17 protein-coding genes and 2 tRNA genes are annotated in these 19,653 nt (G+C 51.6%); 16 read left to right on the top strand and 3 right to left on the bottom strand.

All coding sequences use genetic code 11. From position 1 onward, the window contains the following. Window positions 1-57: 57 nt before the first annotated feature. Both O9K67_RS02920 and cgtA read left to right on the top strand, forming a co-directional pair. The gene (locus tag O9K67_RS02920) at window positions 58-1,023 is read left to right on the top strand and encodes a DMT family transporter (RefSeq protein ID WP_061493009.1); all 966 of its coding nucleotides are present in this window, start codon (window positions 58-60) and stop codon (window positions 1,021-1,023) included. 15 nt (window positions 1,024-1,038) lie between these two features. Further along, on the top strand, window positions 1,039-2,211 hold the full coding sequence (cgtA, locus tag O9K67_RS02925) for an Obg family GTPase CgtA (protein WP_061493010.1): 1,173 nt from the start codon (window positions 1,039-1,041) through the stop codon (window positions 2,209-2,211). Window positions 2,212-2,289: 78 nt separating this feature from the next. Here the strand turns inward: cgtA and dacB are convergent, their stop codons facing one another. Further along, the gene (dacB, locus tag O9K67_RS02930) at window positions 2,290-3,723 is read right to left on the bottom strand and encodes a serine-type D-Ala-D-Ala carboxypeptidase (protein ID WP_061493011.1); all 1,434 of its coding nucleotides are present in this window, start codon (window positions 3,721-3,723) and stop codon (window positions 2,290-2,292) included. Between the two features lie 252 nt (window positions 3,724-3,975). Here dacB and greA point away from each other — a divergent pair, with 252 nt between their 5' ends. After that, window positions 3,976-4,452, top strand: coding sequence for a transcription elongation factor GreA (gene greA / locus O9K67_RS02935; RefSeq protein WP_061493012.1), 477 nt, complete (start codon window positions 3,976-3,978; stop codon window positions 4,450-4,452). A gap of 152 nt (window positions 4,453-4,604) precedes the next feature. Here greA and yhbY read toward each other — a convergent pair whose 3' ends face one another. Next, the gene (gene yhbY / locus O9K67_RS02940) at window positions 4,605-4,898 is read right to left on the bottom strand and encodes a ribosome assembly RNA-binding protein YhbY (RefSeq protein WP_061493013.1); all 294 of its coding nucleotides are present in this window, start codon (window positions 4,896-4,898) and stop codon (window positions 4,605-4,607) included. A gap of 118 nt (window positions 4,899-5,016) precedes the next feature. Here yhbY and rlmE point away from each other — a divergent pair, with 118 nt between their 5' ends. The 6 genes from rlmE to O9K67_RS02970 all read left to right on the top strand — a co-directional run bounded on the left by rlmE (window position 5,017) and on the right by O9K67_RS02970 (window position 10,615). Continuing rightward, window positions 5,017-5,643 carry a 23S rRNA (uridine(2552)-2'-O)-methyltransferase RlmE gene (gene rlmE / locus O9K67_RS02945; protein WP_061493014.1) on the top strand — a complete coding sequence of 209 codons (627 nt, stop codon included), beginning with the start codon at window positions 5,017-5,019 and terminating at the stop codon, window positions 5,641-5,643. 102 nt (window positions 5,644-5,745) lie between these two features. Further along, a complete protein-coding gene (gene ftsH, locus O9K67_RS02950) occupies window positions 5,746-7,677 on the top strand; it encodes an ATP-dependent zinc metalloprotease FtsH (RefSeq protein ID WP_061493015.1) in 1,932 nt (643 codons plus the stop codon). 100 nt (window positions 7,678-7,777) lie between these two features. Continuing rightward, window positions 7,778-8,626: a dihydropteroate synthase gene (folP, locus tag O9K67_RS02955; RefSeq protein WP_061493016.1), complete on the top strand. Its 849-nt coding sequence runs from the start codon at window positions 7,778-7,780 to the stop codon at window positions 8,624-8,626. Further along, window positions 8,619-9,956: a phosphoglucosamine mutase gene (glmM, locus tag O9K67_RS02960; RefSeq protein WP_061493017.1), complete on the top strand. Its 1,338-nt coding sequence runs from the start codon at window positions 8,619-8,621 to the stop codon at window positions 9,954-9,956. The genes folP and glmM overlap by 8 nt, the downstream gene beginning before the upstream one ends. A gap of 227 nt (window positions 9,957-10,183) precedes the next feature. After that, window positions 10,184-10,516 carry a preprotein translocase subunit SecG gene (secG, locus tag O9K67_RS02965; RefSeq protein WP_061493018.1) on the top strand — a complete coding sequence of 111 codons (333 nt, stop codon included), beginning with the start codon at window positions 10,184-10,186 and terminating at the stop codon, window positions 10,514-10,516. Between the two features lie 12 nt (window positions 10,517-10,528). After that, window positions 10,529-10,615: transfer RNA gene (locus O9K67_RS02970), tRNA-Leu, on the top strand. Between the two features lie 394 nt (window positions 10,616-11,009). On the opposite strand, the gene argG is transcribed toward O9K67_RS02970, so the two are convergent. Further along, window positions 11,010-12,356 (bottom strand): argininosuccinate synthase, encoded by a 1,347-nt coding sequence (argG, locus tag O9K67_RS02975; protein WP_061493020.1) that lies wholly within the window; start codon window positions 12,354-12,356, stop codon window positions 11,010-11,012. Between the two features lie 376 nt (window positions 12,357-12,732). Here argG and O9K67_RS02980 point away from each other — a divergent pair. The 7 genes from O9K67_RS02980 (at window position 12,733) to rpsO (ending at window position 19,589) form a co-directional block, all read left to right on the top strand. Then, a tRNA-Met gene (locus O9K67_RS02980) sits at window positions 12,733-12,809 on the top strand. Between the two features lie 208 nt (window positions 12,810-13,017). After that, window positions 13,018-13,470 (top strand): ribosome maturation factor RimP, encoded by a 453-nt coding sequence (gene rimP / locus O9K67_RS02985; protein ID WP_061499745.1) that lies wholly within the window; start codon window positions 13,018-13,020, stop codon window positions 13,468-13,470. A 28-nt stretch (window positions 13,471-13,498) separates the two neighbouring features. Next, the gene (gene nusA / locus O9K67_RS02990; protein WP_061493021.1) at window positions 13,499-14,986 is read left to right on the top strand and encodes a transcription termination factor NusA; all 1,488 of its coding nucleotides are present in this window, start codon (window positions 13,499-13,501) and stop codon (window positions 14,984-14,986) included. Window positions 14,987-15,010: 24 nt separating this feature from the next. After that, window positions 15,011-17,722, top strand: a complete 2,712-nt coding sequence (infB, locus tag O9K67_RS02995; RefSeq protein WP_061493022.1) for a translation initiation factor IF-2 — start codon at window positions 15,011-15,013, stop codon at window positions 17,720-17,722. A gap of 101 nt (window positions 17,723-17,823) precedes the next feature. After that, entirely contained in the window at window positions 17,824-18,225 is a 402-nt protein-coding gene (gene rbfA, locus O9K67_RS03000) for a 30S ribosome-binding factor RbfA (RefSeq protein WP_061493023.1), read from the top strand. Further along, complete coding sequence (gene truB / locus O9K67_RS03005; protein WP_061493024.1) at window positions 18,225-19,172, top strand: tRNA pseudouridine(55) synthase TruB; 948 nt, start codon at window positions 18,225-18,227, stop codon at window positions 19,170-19,172. The genes rbfA and truB overlap by 1 nt, the downstream gene beginning before the upstream one ends. Before the next feature lie 147 nt (window positions 19,173-19,319). After that, window positions 19,320-19,589 (top strand): 30S ribosomal protein S15, encoded by a 270-nt coding sequence (gene rpsO / locus O9K67_RS03010; protein WP_017457357.1) that lies wholly within the window; start codon window positions 19,320-19,322, stop codon window positions 19,587-19,589. Window positions 19,590-19,653 lie beyond the last annotated feature (64 nt).

A 19,653-nucleotide genomic window follows, 5' to 3' on the forward strand; every position in this document is an offset into this window, starting at 1 on the left:
CACGTTGCGGGGCTTTTTACATTAGAAGTCCGGCAAATTTCTGGCAGGAAATAGGGCATGAAACAGCAGGCAGGCATCGGTATCGTCCTGGCGCTCACTACGGCCATGTGCTGGGGGGCGTTACCTATTGCGATGAAACAGGTGCTGGAAGTGATGGAGCCACCGACCGTGGTGTTTTATCGCTTTTTGATGGCAGCCGTTGGCCTCGGTCTGATCCTGGCCTGCAAAAGAAAACTTCCGCCAATGCGTATTTTTCGCACGCCGCGCTGGTTAATCCTGCTTGCCATTGCAACGGGGGGACTGTTCGGGAACTTCATTTTGTTCAGTTCTTCCCTGCAATATGTTAGCCCTACGGCGTCGCAGGTGATTGGTCAACTGTCCCCTGTGGGTATGATGGTTGCCAGCGTCTTTATTCTTAAAGAGAAGATGCGTAGCACCCAGGTGATTGGCGCCCTGATGCTTATTTGTGGTCTGGTACTGTTTTTTAATACCAGTCTGGTGGAGATTTTTACCCGGCTGACGGACTACACCTGGGGCGTTATTTTCGGCGTTGGCGCAGCAACGGTATGGGTCAGTTACGGCGTGGCGCAAAAAGTATTATTGCGTCGCCTGGCTTCCCAGCAGATCCTTTTTTTGCTGTACACTTTGTGTACGATTGCATTGTTGCCGCTGGCTAAGCCGGGAGTATTATTGCAGTTAAGCAATTGGCAACTGGCCTGTCTGATTTTTTGTGGACTGAACACGCTGGTAGGCTACGGCGCGCTGGCGGAAGCCATGGCCCGTTGGCAGGCGGCACAGGTTAGCGCGTTGATTACGCTGACACCGCTATTTACATTGTTGTTTTCGGATTTGTTATCAATGGCCTGGCCCGATGTTTTCGCCAGACCGATGTTAAACCTGATCGGTTATCTCGGTGCGTTTGTCGTGGTTGCGGGCGCGATGTTTTCTGCTATTGGCCATCGTCTTTTAGGACGCTGGCGCAATCGCGAAGTGGTCGCCACTGTGCCCCGCTCAGGCGAATGAGTTACGGAGAGTAAAATGAAGTTTGTTGATGAAGCGACGATCCTGGTCGTAGCGGGCGATGGCGGTAACGGCTGTGTAAGCTTCCGCCGCGAGAAATATATCCCGAAAGGCGGTCCTGACGGCGGCGACGGCGGCGACGGCGGCGACGTCTGGCTGGAGGCCGACGAAAACCTGAATACTCTGATCGACTACCGCTTTGAAAAATCATTTCGCGCTGAGCGTGGTCAGAATGGTCAGAGCCGTGATTGCACGGGAAAACGGGGTAAAGATATCACCGTTAAAGTGCCGATTGGTACGCGTGTGATCGATCAGGGCACCGGCGAAACCATGGGTGATATGACGAAACACGGTCAGCGTCTGATGGTGGCAAAAGGTGGCTGGCACGGTCTGGGGAATACCCGTTTCAAATCCTCGGTAAACCGTACTCCGCGTCAGAAAACGATGGGTACGCCGGGTGACAAGCGTGATTTGCAACTGGAACTGATGTTGCTGGCTGATGTCGGTATGCTCGGGATGCCGAACGCCGGGAAATCGACCTTTATCCGTGCCGTCTCCGCAGCAAAACCGAAAGTGGCGGATTATCCGTTTACCACCCTGGTGCCAAGCCTTGGCGTTGTACGTATGGACAACGAAAAAAGCTTTGTGGTTGCAGATATCCCTGGGCTGATTGAAGGGGCTGCTGATGGTGCAGGCCTCGGTATTCGCTTCCTGAAACATCTGGAACGTTGCCGCGTGTTGTTGCATCTGATCGATATTGAGCCTGTTGATGGCTCTGATCCGGTCGAAAACGCACGCATCATCGTTGGCGAACTGGAAAAATACAGCGAAAAACTGGCTGATAAACCACGCTGGCTGGTGTTCAACAAAATTGATCTGATGGATAAAGCTGCGGCGGAAGAGAAAGCCAAAGCCATCGCGCAGGCGCTGGGCTGGGAAGATAAGTACTATCTGATCTCTGCAGCCAGCCAGCAAGGGGTTAAAGATCTCTGCTGGGATGTGATGACATTTATCATCGAAAACCCGCTGACGCAGGCGGAGGAAGAGAAACAGCCTGAGAAAGTCGAGTTCATGTGGGATGATTATCATCGCCAGCAGCTCGAGGAAGCGGAAGCAGAAGATGACGAAGAGTGGGATGACGACTGGGATGAAGACGACGAAGAAGGCGTCGAATTTATCTATAAGCGTTAATAACTCTGAGACTTCCCCGGTGCGCCGGGGAGATTGTCGTCAAACAATGCCGGGCAGCCTGCTGACCCGGCATTTTTATTAGTTGTTCTGATAAATATCTTTATAGAGTCGGCTCTCAAAGCGTACCAGCGGGATCCGTCGATTACGTTGGTCCGCGGGCTCAACCGCATAACTGGACAGATATTGTACAAAGGCCATCCGCTGACCGCTGGCAGTGGTGATAAAGCCCGCCAGATTATAAACACCTTGCAGCGAGCCCGTTTTTGCCGAGACTTTGCCATCCACGCCTGCCTGGTGTAAACCCGCACGATACTGCAGAGAGCCGTCGTAGCCCGCCAGCGGTAGCATTGAGATAAAATTGAGTTCCGTATCATGCTGCGCAATGTATTGAAGCACCTGCATCATCGTGGCCGGTGCCAGCAAGTTGTGTCGCGACAGGCCGGAGCCATCGGCAATGATCGTATTGCCAAGGTCAACGCCAGCTTGCTGGCGCAGGATCTGCCGTACCGCATCGGATCCGGCGCGCCATGTGCCTGGCACACCAAAGCGCGCATGCCCGATCATGCGGAACACGGTATCAGCAATCATATTGTCCGATTTTTTTAGCATGATCTTCAGCAGATCGTGCAGCGGTGCGGATTGTTTACTCGCAATGATCGTACCGGGTTGATTTTCTTGCGTTTGGCGCAGTAAGGTGCCGGTGTACGTGATCCCGGCTTCTTTGAGTTCATCTTTGAGGATCGCCCCAGCATAGCTGGCGCCATCCTGAATAGCGAAAGCCAGTGGTAACGGATCGGCTCTCTGCGGAAGACAGCCGGTTAACGTGAAACGATTGAGATCGCCCGGCACCACATCCAGTTCGCAATACTGGGCATCCGACGAACCTCGTGCCAGCGTTCGCACCTGACTAAACATGTTCACCGGGTAGTATGACGCCACGCGAATATAGGCCAAATCGCCAGGTTTCTGGGCGCTGTACAGCGAAATTGAAAAGCAGTTACGATCGATAATTGCCGCAGCGGGCGGAGCGCTGAAGCATTGCGTCATATCATTCCACGGCCAACCGGGGGCTTTATCATGGCTGGCGAAAATGGACGTATCGATTAAGACATTACCGTCGATTTTCTGCACGCCTGACTTTTTTAGCGCGGCAACCATATTGCGCAGATCCTGGCGTTTTAGTGTCGGATCGCCGCCAAATCGTGCAATTAAGTCACCTTTTAATACGCTATTATCGACGGAACCCTTGCTTTCCAGCGTGGTGGTGAAGCGAAAATCCGGCCCGAGTTGCAGCAGGGCCGCCAGCGCGGTGATCACTTTTTGCGTACTTGCCGGCAGCGCCATTTGTTTACCGTGATAATCAATCTCGGGGGTCTGGCTGCCAACTTTTTGCACCATCAGCGCAAGATTCGCACCGTCCGGGAGCTGATTGATGTATTCGTCGACATTCGCAGCCTGAACATTCAAGGCTATACTGGTGGTCAATCCGATGATAAAGCTGGAAAATCGCATAATCTCGCGCTAAGAACCTGGAAACAAGCCGTCATACTACGGCGCATCGACCCGGAAAGTAAACGATGACCCATAGTGAACTTCCGGGTAAAATACGTATCAAATTGAAAAATTGCTGCTGACCTGGGGCTTTGTCCCCGGGTCAGTTTTCTTTTGCTTCTGCCCGGCGGTATACGCCTGTAATCGGGTGGATAGAGAGCTGCCGGGGCAGGACAACCTGCTCCTTACAGGAATGTTCAAGAGGTATAACAAATGCAAGCTATTCCGATGACCTTACGTGGTGCTGAAAAATTGCGCGAAGAACTGGAATTTCTGAAATCCGTTCGTCGCCCTGAAATTATCGCCGCTATCGCGGAAGCCCGCGAACATGGCGACCTGAAAGAGAACGCGGAATATCATGCGGCGCGCGAACAGCAAGGTTTTTGCGAAGGCCGTATCAAAGATATCGAAGCGAAATTGTCTAATGCGCAGGTTATCGATATTTCGAAGATGCCGAAGAGTGGACGCGTGATTTTTGGTTCGACCGTCACAGTCCTGAACCTGGATAACGACGAAGAGCAAACTTACCGCATTGTTGGCGATGATGAAGCTGATTTTAAACAGAATCTCATTTCCGTTAACTCGCCGATTGCTCGCGGCCTTGTGGGCAAAGAGCAGGATGATGTGGTTGTGATCCGTACGCCTGGTGGCGAAGTCGAATACGAAATCGTCAAAGTAGAATATCTCTGATTGCTGCATTTGCAGTAATTGTTGACGTATTGTAAAGAAAAGAAAAAGGCCGCATTGCGGCCTTTCAACAACACCTGGAGCGTGGCATTTTGCACCTCTGCTGGCGGAAACCCCTCGTTTTACACAGATCTTGTGTTCAATTCAGGATATTCTTAGCGTGGCAGCGCGATTTTACGCTCCGCGGTTGGGCGATAAAGCACCAGCGTTTTACCGATGACCTGTACGTTGCAGGCGCCGGTTTCGCGAACGATAGCTTCCACAATCAAGGTCTTAGTTTCTCTGTCTTCAGAGGCGATCTTCACCTTGATAAGTTCATGGTGCTCTAACGCTTGTTCAATCTCGGCCAGTACCCCTTCGGTCAAACCATTATTGCCAAGCATAACTACAGGCTTGAGCGGATGTGCCAGACCTTTCAGGTGCTGTTTTTGTTTAGTACTCAGATTCATCGTATATTTTGCTTACGTTGGGATTGAAAACGGTTCATTCTACCGCCATCTCCACTGTATCGCCAAATTGCACGTCGAAATTTATCGATGTCGACGATGAACCCGGATGGAAAGTTAAATGACAGGTAAAAAGCGTTCTGCCAGCTCGAGCCGCTGGCTTCAGGAACACTTTAGCGATAAATATGTTCAACAGGCGCAGAAAAAAGGGTTGCGTTCCCGTGCCTGGTTTAAACTTGATGAAATACAGCAAAGTGACAAACTTTTTAAACCGGGGATGACGATTGTTGACCTTGGTGCGGCACCCGGTGGATGGTCGCAGTATGCGGTCACCCAAATCGGGGGCAACGGTCGTATTATCGCTTGCGATCTTTTACCGATGGATCCAATCGTCGGTGTGGACTTCCTTCAGGGCGATTTTCGTGATGAATTAGTCCTGAAAGCGTTACTGGATCGCGTAGGTGACAGTAAAGTGCAGGTTGTCATGTCAGACATGGCGCCGAACATGAGTGGAACGCCGGCAGTAGATATTCCCCGCTCTATGTACCTGGTAGAGCTGGCGCTGGAAATGTGCCGCGACGTGTTGGCGCCTGGCGGTAGTTTTTTAGTGAAGGTGTTTCAGGGCGAAGGTTTCGATGAGTACCTGACGGAAATTCGCTCCCTGTTTACGAAAGTGAAAGTGCGTAAACCGGACTCTTCGCGTGCGCGTTCTCGCGAAGTGTACATTGTAGCGACCGGGCGAAAATGATACCTCGTTGATTTCGGCCTTTGGTTTGAAAGAAACGGGATATGTTGTATCCTGACGCTGTTTTTAACACAGTTGTAATATGAGGTTAATCCCTTGAGTGACATGGCGAAAAACCTAATACTCTGGCTGGTCATTGCCGTCGTGCTGATGTCAGTATTCCAGAGCTTTGGGCCCAGCGAGTCTAATGGCCGTAAGGTGGATTATTCTACCTTCCTGCAAGAGGTCAACCAGGACCAGGTTCGCGAAGCGCGTATCAACGGACGTGAGATCAACGTTACCAAGAAAGATAGTAACCGTTACACGACTTACATCCCGGTCAACGATCCAAAACTGCTCGACAACCTGCTGACGAAAAACGTCAAGGTTGTGGGTGAACCACCTGAAGAGCCGAGTCTGCTGGCTAACATCTTCATTTCCTGGTTCCCGATGCTGCTGTTGATTGGGGTCTGGATTTTCTTTATGCGCCAGATGCAGGGCGGCGGTGGCAAAGGTGCCATGTCGTTCGGTAAGAGCAAGGCGCGGATGCTTACGGAAGATCAGATCAAAACCACTTTCGCCGATGTTGCTGGTTGCGACGAAGCGAAAGAAGAAGTTGGCGAACTGGTTGAGTACTTACGTGAGCCGAGCCGTTTCCAGAAACTGGGCGGTAAAATCCCGAAAGGCGTCCTGATGGTTGGGCCGCCTGGGACCGGTAAAACACTGCTGGCGAAAGCCATCGCCGGTGAAGCGAAAGTCCCGTTCTTCACGATTTCTGGTTCTGATTTCGTTGAAATGTTCGTTGGTGTGGGTGCCTCCCGCGTACGTGACATGTTCGAACAGGCGAAGAAGGCAGCACCGTGCATTATCTTTATTGATGAAATCGATGCCGTAGGTCGCCAGCGTGGCGCAGGTCTGGGCGGTGGTCACGATGAACGTGAACAGACACTGAACCAGATGCTGGTTGAGATGGATGGCTTTGAAGGTAATGAAGGCATTATTGTTATCGCCGCAACTAACCGCCCGGATGTGCTTGACCCTGCATTACTGCGTCCTGGTCGCTTTGACCGTCAGGTTGTGGTCGGTCTGCCGGACGTTCGTGGTCGCGAGCAGATCCTGAAAGTGCATATGCGCCGTGTTCCGCTCTCTCCGGATATTGATGCGGCAATCATTGCGCGTGGTACCCCAGGCTTCTCGGGTGCAGATTTAGCTAACCTGGTGAACGAAGCGGCGCTGTTTGCCGCACGCGGTAACAAGCGCGTTGTTTCGATGGTTGAGTTCGAAAAAGCGAAAGACAAAATCATGATGGGTGCGGAACGTCGCTCCATGGTGATGACGGAAGCGCAAAAAGAGTCGACTGCATACCACGAAGCAGGGCATGCGATTATTGGTCGTCTGGTGCCGGAACATGATCCGGTGCACAAAGTGACGATTATTCCGCGTGGCCGCGCGTTGGGTGTAACTTTCTTCCTGCCGGAAGGGGATGCAATTAGCGCCAGCCGTCAGAAACTGGAAAGTCAGATCTCTACGTTGTACGGCGGTCGTCTGGCGGAAGAGATTATCTACGGTGTGGAACATGTTTCTACTGGTGCGTCGAACGACATTAAAGTCGCAACGAACCTGGCGCGTAACATGGTCACTCAATGGGGCTTCTCTGACAAACTTGGCCCGCTGTTGTATGCGGAAGAAGAAGGCGAAGTTTTCCTTGGCCGTTCCGTCGCGAAAGCGAAACATATGTCCGATGAAACCGCGCGTATCATCGACCAGGAAGTGAAAGCGCTGATTGAACGTAACTACAATCGTGCACGTCAGCTTCTGAATGACAACATGGATATCCTGCATGCAATGAAAGATGCTCTGATGAAATATGAGACCATCGATGCACCGCAGATTGATGACCTGATGTCGCGTCGTGACGTACGTCCGCCTGCGGGCTGGGAAGAGCCAGGTGCGAATAATTCTGACAATAATGGTACGCCGCGTGCGCCACGTCCGGTTGATGAACCACGTACGCCGAACCCCGGTAATACCATGTCAGAGCAGTTGGGCGACAAATAAGTTATCCACCGTTGATGACCTGTTCTTCTTCTAAAACCCCGGGCTTGCTCCGGGGTTTTTCTTTACTGTTTAACCACGTAATTATCAGGGTTTTTTAGACATGAAACTCCATGCCCAGGGCACCACGCTCGATCTGTCTCATCCTCATGTGATGGGCATCCTCAATGTCACGCCAGACTCGTTCTCGGACGGCGGAACGCACAATACGCTGATTGAGGCCGTCAAGCACGCCAATCTGATGATCAATGCAGGCGCGACTATTGTGGATATTGGCGGCGAGTCTACACGCCCCGGCGCTGCGGACGTCAGCGTGGAAGAGGAGCTGGAGCGTGTTATTCCTGTTGTTGAAGCCATTGCACAGCGCTTTGAAGTGTGGATTTCTGTTGATACATCCAAGCCAGAGGTTATCCGCGAATCGGCACGGGCAGGGGCGCATATCATCAACGATATTCGTTCGCTAACTGAACCTGGCGCACTGGAAGCGGCTGCGCAAACGGGCCTTCCCGTCTGTCTGATGCACATGCAAGGGCAGCCCAAAACGATGCAGGAAGCACCGAAATATGATGATGTCTATACCGATGTGAACCGCTTTTTTGTTGAACATATTGCGCGCTGTGAGCAAGCTGGTATTGCAAAAGAGAAATTGTTACTCGACCCGGGATTCGGTTTCGGTAAGAATCTCTCCCACAATTATGCGCTGCTTGCCCGGCTTGCCGAATTTCATCATTTTGGTCTGCCTCTGTTGGTGGGAATGTCACGGAAATCCATGATCGGTCAGTTGTTGAATGTCGGTCCTTCCGAGCGTTTAAGTGGCAGCCTCGCCTGTGCAGTTATTGCTGCGATGCAGGGTGCGCAAATTATTCGTGTTCACGATGTAAAAGAAACCGTAGAGGCTATGCGGGTGGTGGAAGCCACACTGTCAGCGAAGGAAAATAAGCGTTATGAGTAACCGTAAATATTTTGGCACCGATGGCATTCGTGGCCGTGTTGGCGACGCACCGATCACCCCTGATTTTGTTCTGAAGCTGGGCTGGGCCGCAGGCAAGGTTCTCGCTCGCCATGGTTCGCGTAAGATAATTATTGGCAAAGATACTCGCATATCCGGCTATATGCTGGAGTCTGCACTGGAAGCGGGCTTGGCGGCTGCCGGGCTTTCGGCTTCGTTCACCGGCCCCATGCCGACGCCAGCGGTGGCCTATCTGACGCGCACGTTTCGTGCCGAAGCGGGGATCGTGATTTCCGCGTCGCACAATCCTTTCTATGACAATGGCATCAAATTTTTCTCTATCGATGGCACCAAGCTGCCGGATGCCGTTGAAGAAGCCATTGAAGCTGAAATGGAAAAAGAGCTGACCTGCGTGGATTCCGCTGAGCTGGGTAAAGCCAGCCGTATTGTTGACGCAGCTGGCCGCTATATTGAGTTCTGCAAAGCCACATTCCCTAACGAACTGAGCCTCAATGAGCTGAAAATTGTGGTTGATTGCGCGAACGGTGCGACTTACCACATTGCGCCAAATGTATTCCGTGAACTGGGCGCAAAAGTTATCCCGATGGGCTGCGAGCCGGATGGGGTGAATATTAATGAGAAATGCGGCGCGACTGACGTTGCCGCGTTACAGCAGCGTGTTCTCGCAGAAAAAGCCGATCTGGGGATTGCATTTGACGGTGACGGCGATCGCGTCATCATGGTTGATCACCTGGGGAATAAAGTCGATGGCGATCAAATCATGTATATCATTGCGCGTGAAGGGTTGCGCCAGGGCCAGCTGCGCGGTGGCGCGGTCGGTACCCTGATGAGCAATATGGGGCTGGAAGTGGCGTTGAAGCAACTGGGCATTCCGTTTACCCGTGCGAAAGTCGGTGACCGTTATGTGCTGGAAAAAATGCAGGAAAAAGGCTGGCGCATTGGGGCGGAAAACTCCGGGCATGTGATTCTGCTTGATAAAACGACCACTGGCGACGGTATTGTTGCGGGGCTGCAGGTGGTTGCCGCGATGGTCCGCAACCATATGTCTCTGCACGATCTTTGCAGCGGCATGAAAATGTTTCCGCAGGTGCTGGTTAATGTGCGCTTCACGGCAGGCAATGGCGACCCGCTAGAAGATGATACGGTCAAAGCAGTGACGGCGGAAGTTGAAGCGACGCTCGGTAACCGTGGTCGCGTGTTGCTGCGTAAGTCAGGTACTGAGCCGCTTATTCGCGTGATGGTTGAGGGCGAAGATGAAGCGCAGGTAACAGCACTGGCAAATCGCATTGCGGATGCGGTGAAAGCGGTATAACCGGGTGTTAAGTGTTTAAAAAGGCGGCTATTGCTGCCTTTTTATCAGGCGAAGATCGCAGTTTTGCTGTTTTTTTCCGCACTTGATAAAATGCGCTGAAATTGCCCTTGCGAAGGTCATTCGCTTTGGTTAGTATTCACACCCGCTTCAGTGGGAAAGCAAGAAACCTCCCACGATTATTGGTTTGAAGCATTGGCTGCGGCAACCCCGCAAGGAACAGGTTGATTATGTACGAAGCTCTTTTAGTTTTTTTCCTTATTGTAGCGCTGGCTCTTGTGGGTCTGATTATGCTGCAGCAAGGTAAAGGCGCTGACATGGGAGCCTCCTTTGGCGCTGGCGCGTCTGGTACGCTGTTCGGTTCAAGTGGTTCGGGTAACTTTATGACCCGTATGACTGCTGTACTGGCAACACTGTTCTTTATTATTAGCCTGGTGCTGGGCAACATTAACAGCAACAAAACCAATAAAGGAAGCGAGTGGGAAAATCTGAGTGCTCCGGCTAAAACTGAGCAGACTCAGCCAGCAGCGCCGGCTAAGCCGACCAGCGATATCCCGCATTAATCAGTAAGTCGTGCCGAGGTGGTGGAATTGGTAGACACGCTACCTTGAGGTGGTAGTGCCCGATTGGGCTTACGGGTTCAAGTCCCGTCCTCGGTACCAATATTCCAAAAAAAAGACATCGAAAGATGTCTTTTTTTTCGTCTGTATTCCGGGAAAATGATGACCATCGATGGTCCTTTTTTTTCTTGTCACGTACGGCTTCAGAATCTGTATTTCACACCTTTTCTTTTCATCCTGGCTCTCTGCATCTGTAAAAAACGAGGATCTCTTATTTATTGCTGCGCTGATTTTAGGCCAGGGTCATATTGTGCAAACCAATACCGGACTCAATGAACATCGTTTTTCTCTCCTATTCTCGAAAGAAGTTGTGCATTAAGACAGGGCACTACAACGGGGGGGATTAACACAATAAAAAAGGCCCATGATGAACATGAGCCTTTTTTCGGCAGATACCGACGATGAACCGCAGGCTGCTTTAATTCAGCAGAAACGGTTATTTCTTGTCACTGTTTTCCAGATTCTCAACCTGCGGCAAACCGTTGCCGGAATTGGCTGACAATAAACCCGTTTGCACATAATTAAACAGTTTTTCACGGGTATCGGTAATATCAAGATTACGCATAGTCAGTTGCCCGATACGGTCGTCTGGTGAGAACACCGATTCACCTTTTTCCATGGTCAGACGTTCTGCTTTATAAGTGAGGTTGTCGGAAACGGTATTCAGGATTGAATAGTCGTTACCACGACGCAACTCCAGTGTCACTTCACCGGTAATGGCGCTTGCCACCCAGCGTTGCAGAGAATCACGCAACATCAGAGCTTGTGGATCAAACCAGCGGCCCTGATACAGTAAACGACCCAGTTGGCGACCGTGTGCATGATACTGTTCAATGGTATCTTCGTTATGGATACCGGTTAACAGACGCTCATAGGCGATATGCAATAGCGCCATCCCAGGGGCTTCGTAAATGCCGCGGCTTTTCGCTTCAATGATGCGGTTTTCAATCTGGTCGCTCATACCCAGGCCGTGACGCCCACCGATACGGTTTGCTTCCAGCATCAGCTCAACATCATCAGCGAACGTTTTACCATTCAGCGCAACCGGGTGACCGCGCTCAAAACGAACGGTGACTTCTTCAGCCTGGATTTTGACGTTTTCGTCCCAGAACTTAACACCCATGATCGGATTGACGATTTTCACGCTGGAATTCAGGAACTCGAGGTCTTTTGCTTCGTGCGTGGCACCCAGCATGTTGGAGTCCGTTGAATATGCTTTCTCGGCAGACATTTTGTAGTCGAAACCGGAAGCAGTCATGAATTCGGACATTTCCTGACGCCCACCCAACTCATCAATAAAGTCAGTATCCAGCCACGGTTTGTAAATTTTCAGTTCGGCATTAGTCAGCAGGCCGTAACGATAGAAACGTTCGATATCGTTTCCTTTATAAGTACTGCCGTCGCCCCAAATATTCACGCCATCTTCTTTCATTGCGGCAACCAGCATCGTGCCTGTTACCGCACGTCCCAGCGGTGTGGTATTGAAATAAGTCAGGCCACCTGTGGTATTGTGAAATGCGCCACACTGAATAGCAGCAATACCTTCTGCAACCAGCTGTTTGCGGCAGTCGATCAGGCGAGCATTTTCGGCACCGTATTCTTTCGCACGACGGGGGATCGCGTCGTAATCATCCTCATCCGGCTGACCCAGATTTGCCGTATATGCATAAGGAACCGCGCCTTTTTGGCGCATCCACAGCAGTGCCGCACTGGTGTCCAGACCGCCAGAGAAAGCGATGCCGATACGTTGACCTGCGGGAAGATGCTTGAGAATCGTCGTCATAAAAAAATCCCTGCTTGATAGACCTGTGGAGACAGACTTTACAGCTGCGCCATCATGTTTGTGCCATCCACCAGATACTTATTAATGAATGGTTATGCAAAATAAATGAGTTTTCATTTAATCATCTTTTGACGTTGACCGAAAGAGAAGAGTGCAATTTTCATCGGATTAATGCTGCAATGTATCGATGGGGCATGCCATCCCTTCATTTATAATGTGCATACGTGCATGCGCACGAGATGCTAATGACTGCTGTTGACAGACGGTTATGTTTATCAATATACTTCAGGCCGATTTTACGTCCCGTCTTCGGTACCAAATCCCAGCATTATTTGCAAATTAGCTCTCAAACGAGTAGAGTTTGTCACGTTTCAGGCGCGGGGTGGAGCAGCCTGGTAGCTCGTCGGGCTCATAACCCGAAGGTCGTCGGTTCAAATCCGGCCCCCGCAACCACTTTCCCTAAGTGTTTTTTTTCAAATATACTATGAAGACTTAACGCCTTCGTAGCCGGATTTGAAAAAAACACTCACGGAAGGTTCTCCAGGCTGCATTTGCAGCTATAGGGTTCAGTTATTTAAAGCCCCGACTTATCGGGGTTTTTTGTTATCTGACTACGGAATAACTGGGCTATACGCCCTTTTTTTATGTCTTGGGGGTGGACTTGTCCACATTAGAGCAAAAGTTAACAGAGATGGTTACTGCGCCAGTTGAAGCACTGGGCTATGAACTGGTCGGTATCGAGTTTATACGTGGGCGCACATCGACGCTGCGCATCTATATTGATAGTGAAGATGGCATCAATGTTGATGATTGCGCTGATGTCAGCCACCAGGTCAGTGCGGTATTGGACGTAGAAGATCCCATTACCGTCGCTTACAACCTGGAAGTGTCTTCACCAGGTCTTGAGCGTCCTTTGTTTACGGCTGCGCACTATACGCGTTTTAAGGGCGAAGAAGTCTCGCTGGTCCTTCGCATGGCGGTACAGAATCGCCGCAAATGGCAGGGCATTATCAAAGATGTTGATGGCGAGATGATCACCGTTACGGTCGAAGGTAAAGATGAAGTGTTCGCATTGAGCAACATTCAGAAAGCGAACCTGGTCCCCCACTTTTAACAGTCTGGATTGAGGTGAAAGGCCCCCAATGAACAAAGAAATTTTGGCTGTTGTTGAAGCTGTCTCTAATGAAAAGTCGCTTCCGCGTGAAAAAATTTTTGAAGCGCTGGAAAGTGCTTTGGCTACAGCAACCAAGAAAAAATATGAACAAGAGATCGATGTGCGTGTAAGCATCGATCGCAAAAGCGGTGATTTCGATACATTCCGTCGCTGGCTTGTCGTTGAAGAAGTGACTCAGCCAACGCGCGAAATCACTCTGGAAGCGGCACGTTACGAAGATGAGAGCTTGAACGTTGGCGACTACGTTGAAGATCAGATCGAATCCGTAACCTTTGACCGCATTACAACGCAAACCGCTAAGCAAGTAATCGTACAGAAAGTTCGTGAAGCTGAACGTGCGATGGTGGTTGATCAGTTCCGCGAGCACGAAGGCGAAATCATCACTGGCGTAGTGAAAAAAGTGAACCGCGACAACATCTCGCTCGATCTTGGTAATAATGCTGAAGCCGTGATTCTGCGTGAAGATATGCTGCCGCGCGAAAACTTCCGTCCGGGTGACCGCATTCGTGGCGTACTGTATGCCGTGCGCCCTGAAGCGCGTGGTGCACAGCTGTTCGTCACCCGTTCCAAACCGGAAATGCTGATCGAACTGTTCCGCATTGAAGTGCCGGAAATTGGCGAAGAAGTGATTGAAATTAAAGCCGCTGCCCGCGATCCGGGTTCACGTGCCAAAATCGCAGTAAAAACTAACGATAAGCGTATCGATCCGGTCGGCGCTTGTGTTGGTATGCGCGGCGCGCGTGTTCAGGCGGTTTCTACCGAGCTTGGTGGCGAGCGTATTGATATTGTGCTGTGGGATGACAACCCGGCGCAATTCGTTATCAACGCGATGGCACCGGCTGACGTTGCCTCTATCGTCGTGGATGAAGATAAACACACGATGGATATCGCTGTTGAAGCGGGTAACCTGGCGCAGGCGATCGGCCGTAATGGTCAAAACGTGCGTCTTGCGTCTCAACTGAGCGGCTGGGAACTCAACGTAATGACCGTTGAAGACCTGCAATCTAAGCATCAGGCTGAAGCGCACGCAGCGATCGATACCTTCACCCGTTATCTGGATATTGACGAAGATTTCGCCACTGTTCTGGTCGAAGAAGGTTTCTCTACGCTGGAAGAACTGGCCTATGTGCCTATCAAAGAGCTGCTGGAAATCGACGGTCTGGATGAAGACACCGTTGAAGCCCTGCGTGATCGCGCGAAGAATGCGCTGACCACTCTGGCACTGGCGCAGGAAGAAAGCCTTAGCGATAAAGCACCGGCTGAAGACCTGTTGAATTTGGAAGGTTTGGATCGCGCACTGGCTTTCAAACTGGCTGCTCGTGGTGTTTGTACGCTGGAAGACCTCGCTGAGCAAGGCGTGGATGACCTGAGTGATATCGAAGGGTTAACCGACGAGAAAGCAGGTGAGCTCATCATGGCCGCACGTAATATTTGCTGGTTTGGTGACGAAGCGTAATAAACTGTAGCAGGAAGGAACAGCATGACAGATGTAACCGTAAAAACGCTGGCCGCTGAGATTCAGACCTCTGTGGACCGCCTGGTACAGCAATTTGCTGATGCAGGGATCCGCAAGTCCTCTGAAGATTCAGTGACGGCACAAGAAAAGCAGACGCTATTAGCGCACCTGAACCGTGAACACGGTGCCGGGCCTGATAAGCTGACGCTGCAGCGCAAAACGCGCAGCACATTAAGTATTCAGGGCACCGGTGGTAAAAGTAAATCGGTGCAGATCGAAGTCCGTAAAAAACGCACCTTTGTAAAACGCGATCCACAAGAGGCTGAACGTCTCGCTGCGGAAGAAGAGGCGATGCGTGAAGCGGAAGAGAAGGCCCGTCGTGAAGCGCAGGAAGCCGCTGAACGCGAAGCCGAGGAAAAAGCAAAGCGTGACGCCGAAAGCCGTGTGAAACGTGAAGCCGAAGAAAAAGCTAAACGCGAACATGCTGAAAACGCAAAACGCGAGGCTGCGGAAAATAGCAAAGTGAGCAACCAACAATCTGACGAAATGACCAGGACAGCCCAGGCGGAAAAAGCTCGTCGTGAATCCGAAGCGCAAGAACTCAAGCGCAAAGCGGAGGAAGAGGCTCGTCGTAAACTGGAAGAAAACGCGCGTCGCGTAGCGGAAGAAGCTCGTCGTATGGCAGAACAGAACGAAAATGGCTGGAGCGCTGGTAGCGATGAAGAAGAAACTACCGGTGATTATCATGTAACCACTTCCCAGCATGCGCGTCAGGCTGAAGATGACAACGACCGTGAAGTTGAAGGCGGGCGTGGTCGCGGTCGCACTGCGAAAGCAGCGCGTCCGAAGAAAGGCAACAAGCACGCTGAAAGTAAAGCCGATCGTGAAGAAGCGCGTGCTGCTGTTCGTGGTGGTAAAGGCGGCAGACAGCGTAAAGGTTCTTCTCTGCAGCAGGGCTTCCAGAAGCCGGTGCAGGCTGTTAACCGTGACGTGGTGATTGGCGAAACCCTGACCGTTGGCGAACTGGCTAACAAAATGGCGGTAAAAGGCTCTCAGGTCATCAAAGCGATGATGAAACTGGGCGCGATGGCCACCATTAACCAGGTTATCGACCAGGAAACCGCACAGCTCGTTGCTGAAGAAATGGGGCACAAAGTCATCCTGCGTCGTGAAAACGAACTGGAAGAAGCGGTAATGAGCGACCGTGATACAGGTGCTGCGGCAGAACCGCGTGCGCCAGTGGTGACCATTATGGGCCACGTTGACCACGGTAAAACCTCTCTGCTTGACTACATTCGTTCGACGAAAGTGGCTTCTGGCGAAGCGGGTGGCATTACTCAGCACATCGGTGCTTACCATGTTGAAACGGACAACGGTATGATCACCTTCCTGGATACCCCAGGTCACGCCGCGTTTACCGCAATGCGTGCCCGTGGTGCTCAGGCAACGGATATCGTGGTGCTGGTTGTTGCTGCAGACGACGGCGTGATGCCGCAGACCATCGAAGCTATCCAGCACGCGAAAGCGGCACAGGTACCGGTGGTAGTCGCAGTGAACAAGATCGATAAACCAGAAGCCGATCCGGATCGCGTTAAAAACGAGCTGACCCAGTACGGGATCATCCCGGAAGAGTGGGGCGGCGAAAGCCAGTTCGTACACGTATCTGCGAAAGCCGGTACCGGTATCGATGAACTGCTTGATGCCATCCTGCTGCAAGCTGAAGTTCTGGAACTGAAAGCCGTGCGTAAAGGGATGGCAAGCGGTGTGGTTATCGAATCCTTCCTGGATAAAGGTCGTGGTCCGGTAGCAACGGTTCTGGTCCGCGAAGGTACGCTGCATAAAGGCGATATCGTGCTGTGTGGTTTTGAGTACGGTCGTGTGCGTGCTATGCGTGACGAATTAGGTCGTGAAGTGAGTGAAGCCGGTCCGTCTATTCCGGTAGAAATTCTCGGTTTGTCCGGTGTTCCTGCTGCGGGTGATGAAGCGACTGTCGTTCGTGACGAGAAGAAAGCGCGTGAAGTGGCGCTGTACCGTCAGGGCAAATTCCGCGAAGTTAAACTGGCACGTCAGCAGAAATCCAAACTGGAAAACATGTTTGCCAACATGACCGAAGGTGAAGTTCATGAAGTGAACATCGTCATGAAAGCAGACGTTCAGGGTTCTGTGGAGGCGATTGCCGACTCACTGCTGAAACTGTCTACCGACGAAGTGAAAGTGAAGATCGTTGGCTCCGGCGTCGGTGGGATCACCGAAACCGATGCGACCCTTGCTGCCGCTTCCAACGCCATTCTGGTTGGCTTCAACGTTCGTGCAGATGCCTCTGCGCGCCGCGTAATCGAAGCAGAAAGCCTGGATCTGCGTTACTACTCCGTCATCTATAACCTGATCGACGAAGTGAAAGCGGCGATGAGCGGTATGCTGTCTCCGGAACTGAAACAGCAGATCATCGGTCTGGCGGAAGTTCGTGATGTCTTCAAATCACCGAAATTTGGCGCCATCGCAGGCTGTATGGTTACCGAAGGTGTGGTTAAACGTCACAACCCGATCCGCGTACTGCGTGACAACGTGGTTATCTATGAAGGCGAGCTGGAATCCCTGCGTCGCTTCAAAGATGACGTCAACGAAGTGCGTAACGGTATGGAATGTGGTATCGGCGTGAAGAACTACAATGACGTACGTACCGGTGACATGATCGAAGTGTTCGAAATCATTGAGATCCAGCGTACCATCGAGTAATCGACGCGACAGTGTCAGTCATGTAGGCCGGGTAAGCGAAGCGCCACCCGGCAAGAAATATCAAAAGGGGCTACGGCCCCTTTTTAGTCTGGAGAATTATTATGGCGAAAGAATTTGGTCGCCCTCAGCGCGTCGCTCAGGAGCTGCAAAAAGAAATTGCTATCATCTTGCAGCGCGAAATTAAAGATCCGCGTTTAGGCATGATGACCACCGTTTCTGGAGTGGAAGTGTCCCGCGATCTGGCTTACGCCAAAGTGTTTGTGACGTTCCTCAACGACAAAGACGAAGCCTCTGTCAAAGCGGGTATTAAAGCATTGCATGATGCGTCAGGATTTATCCGTACCCTGTTGGGGAAAGCGATGCGTTTGCGTATTGTGCCGGAACTGACCTTCTTCTATGACAACTCGCTGGTAGAAGGGATGCGCATGTCTAATCTCGTAACAAGCGTTGTGAAACACGATGACGAGCGTCGGGTGAATCCGGACGACAGCAAGGAGGACTGATGAGTCGTCCTCGTCGTCGCGGTCGCGATGTGCATGGCGTGTTGCTGCTGGATAAACAGCAAGGCGCGTCCAGCAATGATGTCTTGCAAAAAGTGAAGCGCCTCTATAATGCCAACCGCGCCGGGCATACTGGCGCGCTGGATCCGCTGGCCACCGGCATGCTGCCGATTTGTCTGGGTGAAGCGACGAAATTCTCTCAATATTTGCTGGATTCTGATAAACGCTATCGGGTGATTGCTCGCCTTGGTCAGCGTACGGATACCTCGGATGCTGATGGGCAGATTGTTGAAGAACGCCCGCTGACGTTCACCGCAGAGCAACTGGCGGCGGCGTTGGAAAGTTTCCGCGGTGATACGCAACAGATCCCGTCGATGTATTCTGCGTTGAAGTATCAAGGAAAGAAGCTCTACGAATATGCGCGCCAGGGGATTGACGTCCCGCGTGAGGCCCGGCCAATCACGGTTTATGAGCTGCTGTTTATACGCCATGAAGGTAATGAACTTGAGTTGGAAATTCATTGCTCGAAGGGGACGTATATCCGCACGATCGTTGATGATCTTGGCGAGAAACTCGGTTGCGGCGCACACGTTATTTACCTGCGTCGTCTGGCGGTGAGTAAGTACCCCGTCGAGCGAATGGTCACGCTTGAACAGTTACGTGAACTGGTGGAGCAGGCTGAGCAGCAGGCTATTCCGGCGGCGCAATTATTGGATCCCTTGCTCATGCCGATGGACAGCCCTGCGTCTGATTTCCCGGTTGTTAATATTCCGTCCGTTGTGGCTGCGTACTTTAAAAACGGTCAGCCGGTGCGTACATCGGCCGCACCAAAAGAGGGGCTGGTACGCGTGACAGAAGGTGACGAAGCGAAATTCATCGGCATGGGTGAAATTGACGATGAAGGCCGCATTGCACCGCGTCGTCTGGTTGTGGAGTATCCTGCCGTATAACGGCCTCTCCTTGCGGGAAGCTGCTACTGCGAGTAGAATATTGCCGCTTAACGTCGGGCTATGTATTTAACATCGTGCGTCGTTAAACCTGGGGTCGCTGAATTAGAGATCGGCGCCCTTTCATTTTTATTATTATTGGAGTTTAAAATGTCTCTAAGCGTTGAAGCTAAAGCGAAAATCGTTTCCGAGTTTGGTCGTGGTTCTAACGACAGCGGTTCTACCGAAGTTCAGGTTGCACTGCTGACTGCTCAGATCAACCACCTGCAGGGTCACTTTGCAGAGCACAAAAAAGATCACCACAGCCGTCGTGGTCTGCTGCGCATGGTTTCTCAGCGTCGTAAACTGCTCGACTACCTGAAACGTAAAGACGTTGCACGCTACACCGCGCTGATCGAGCGTCTGGGTCTGCGTCGCTAAGTCTGGCGAGTTTCAAGAAGGGGCCTTCAAGGCCCCTTTTTTCAACCAGGCGGCAGCAATTGGC

Source organism: Kosakonia oryzendophytica, from assembly GCF_027886705.1.
In the GTDB taxonomy this organism is placed as follows: Bacteria; Pseudomonadota; Gammaproteobacteria; order Enterobacterales; family Enterobacteriaceae; genus Kosakonia; species Kosakonia oryzendophytica.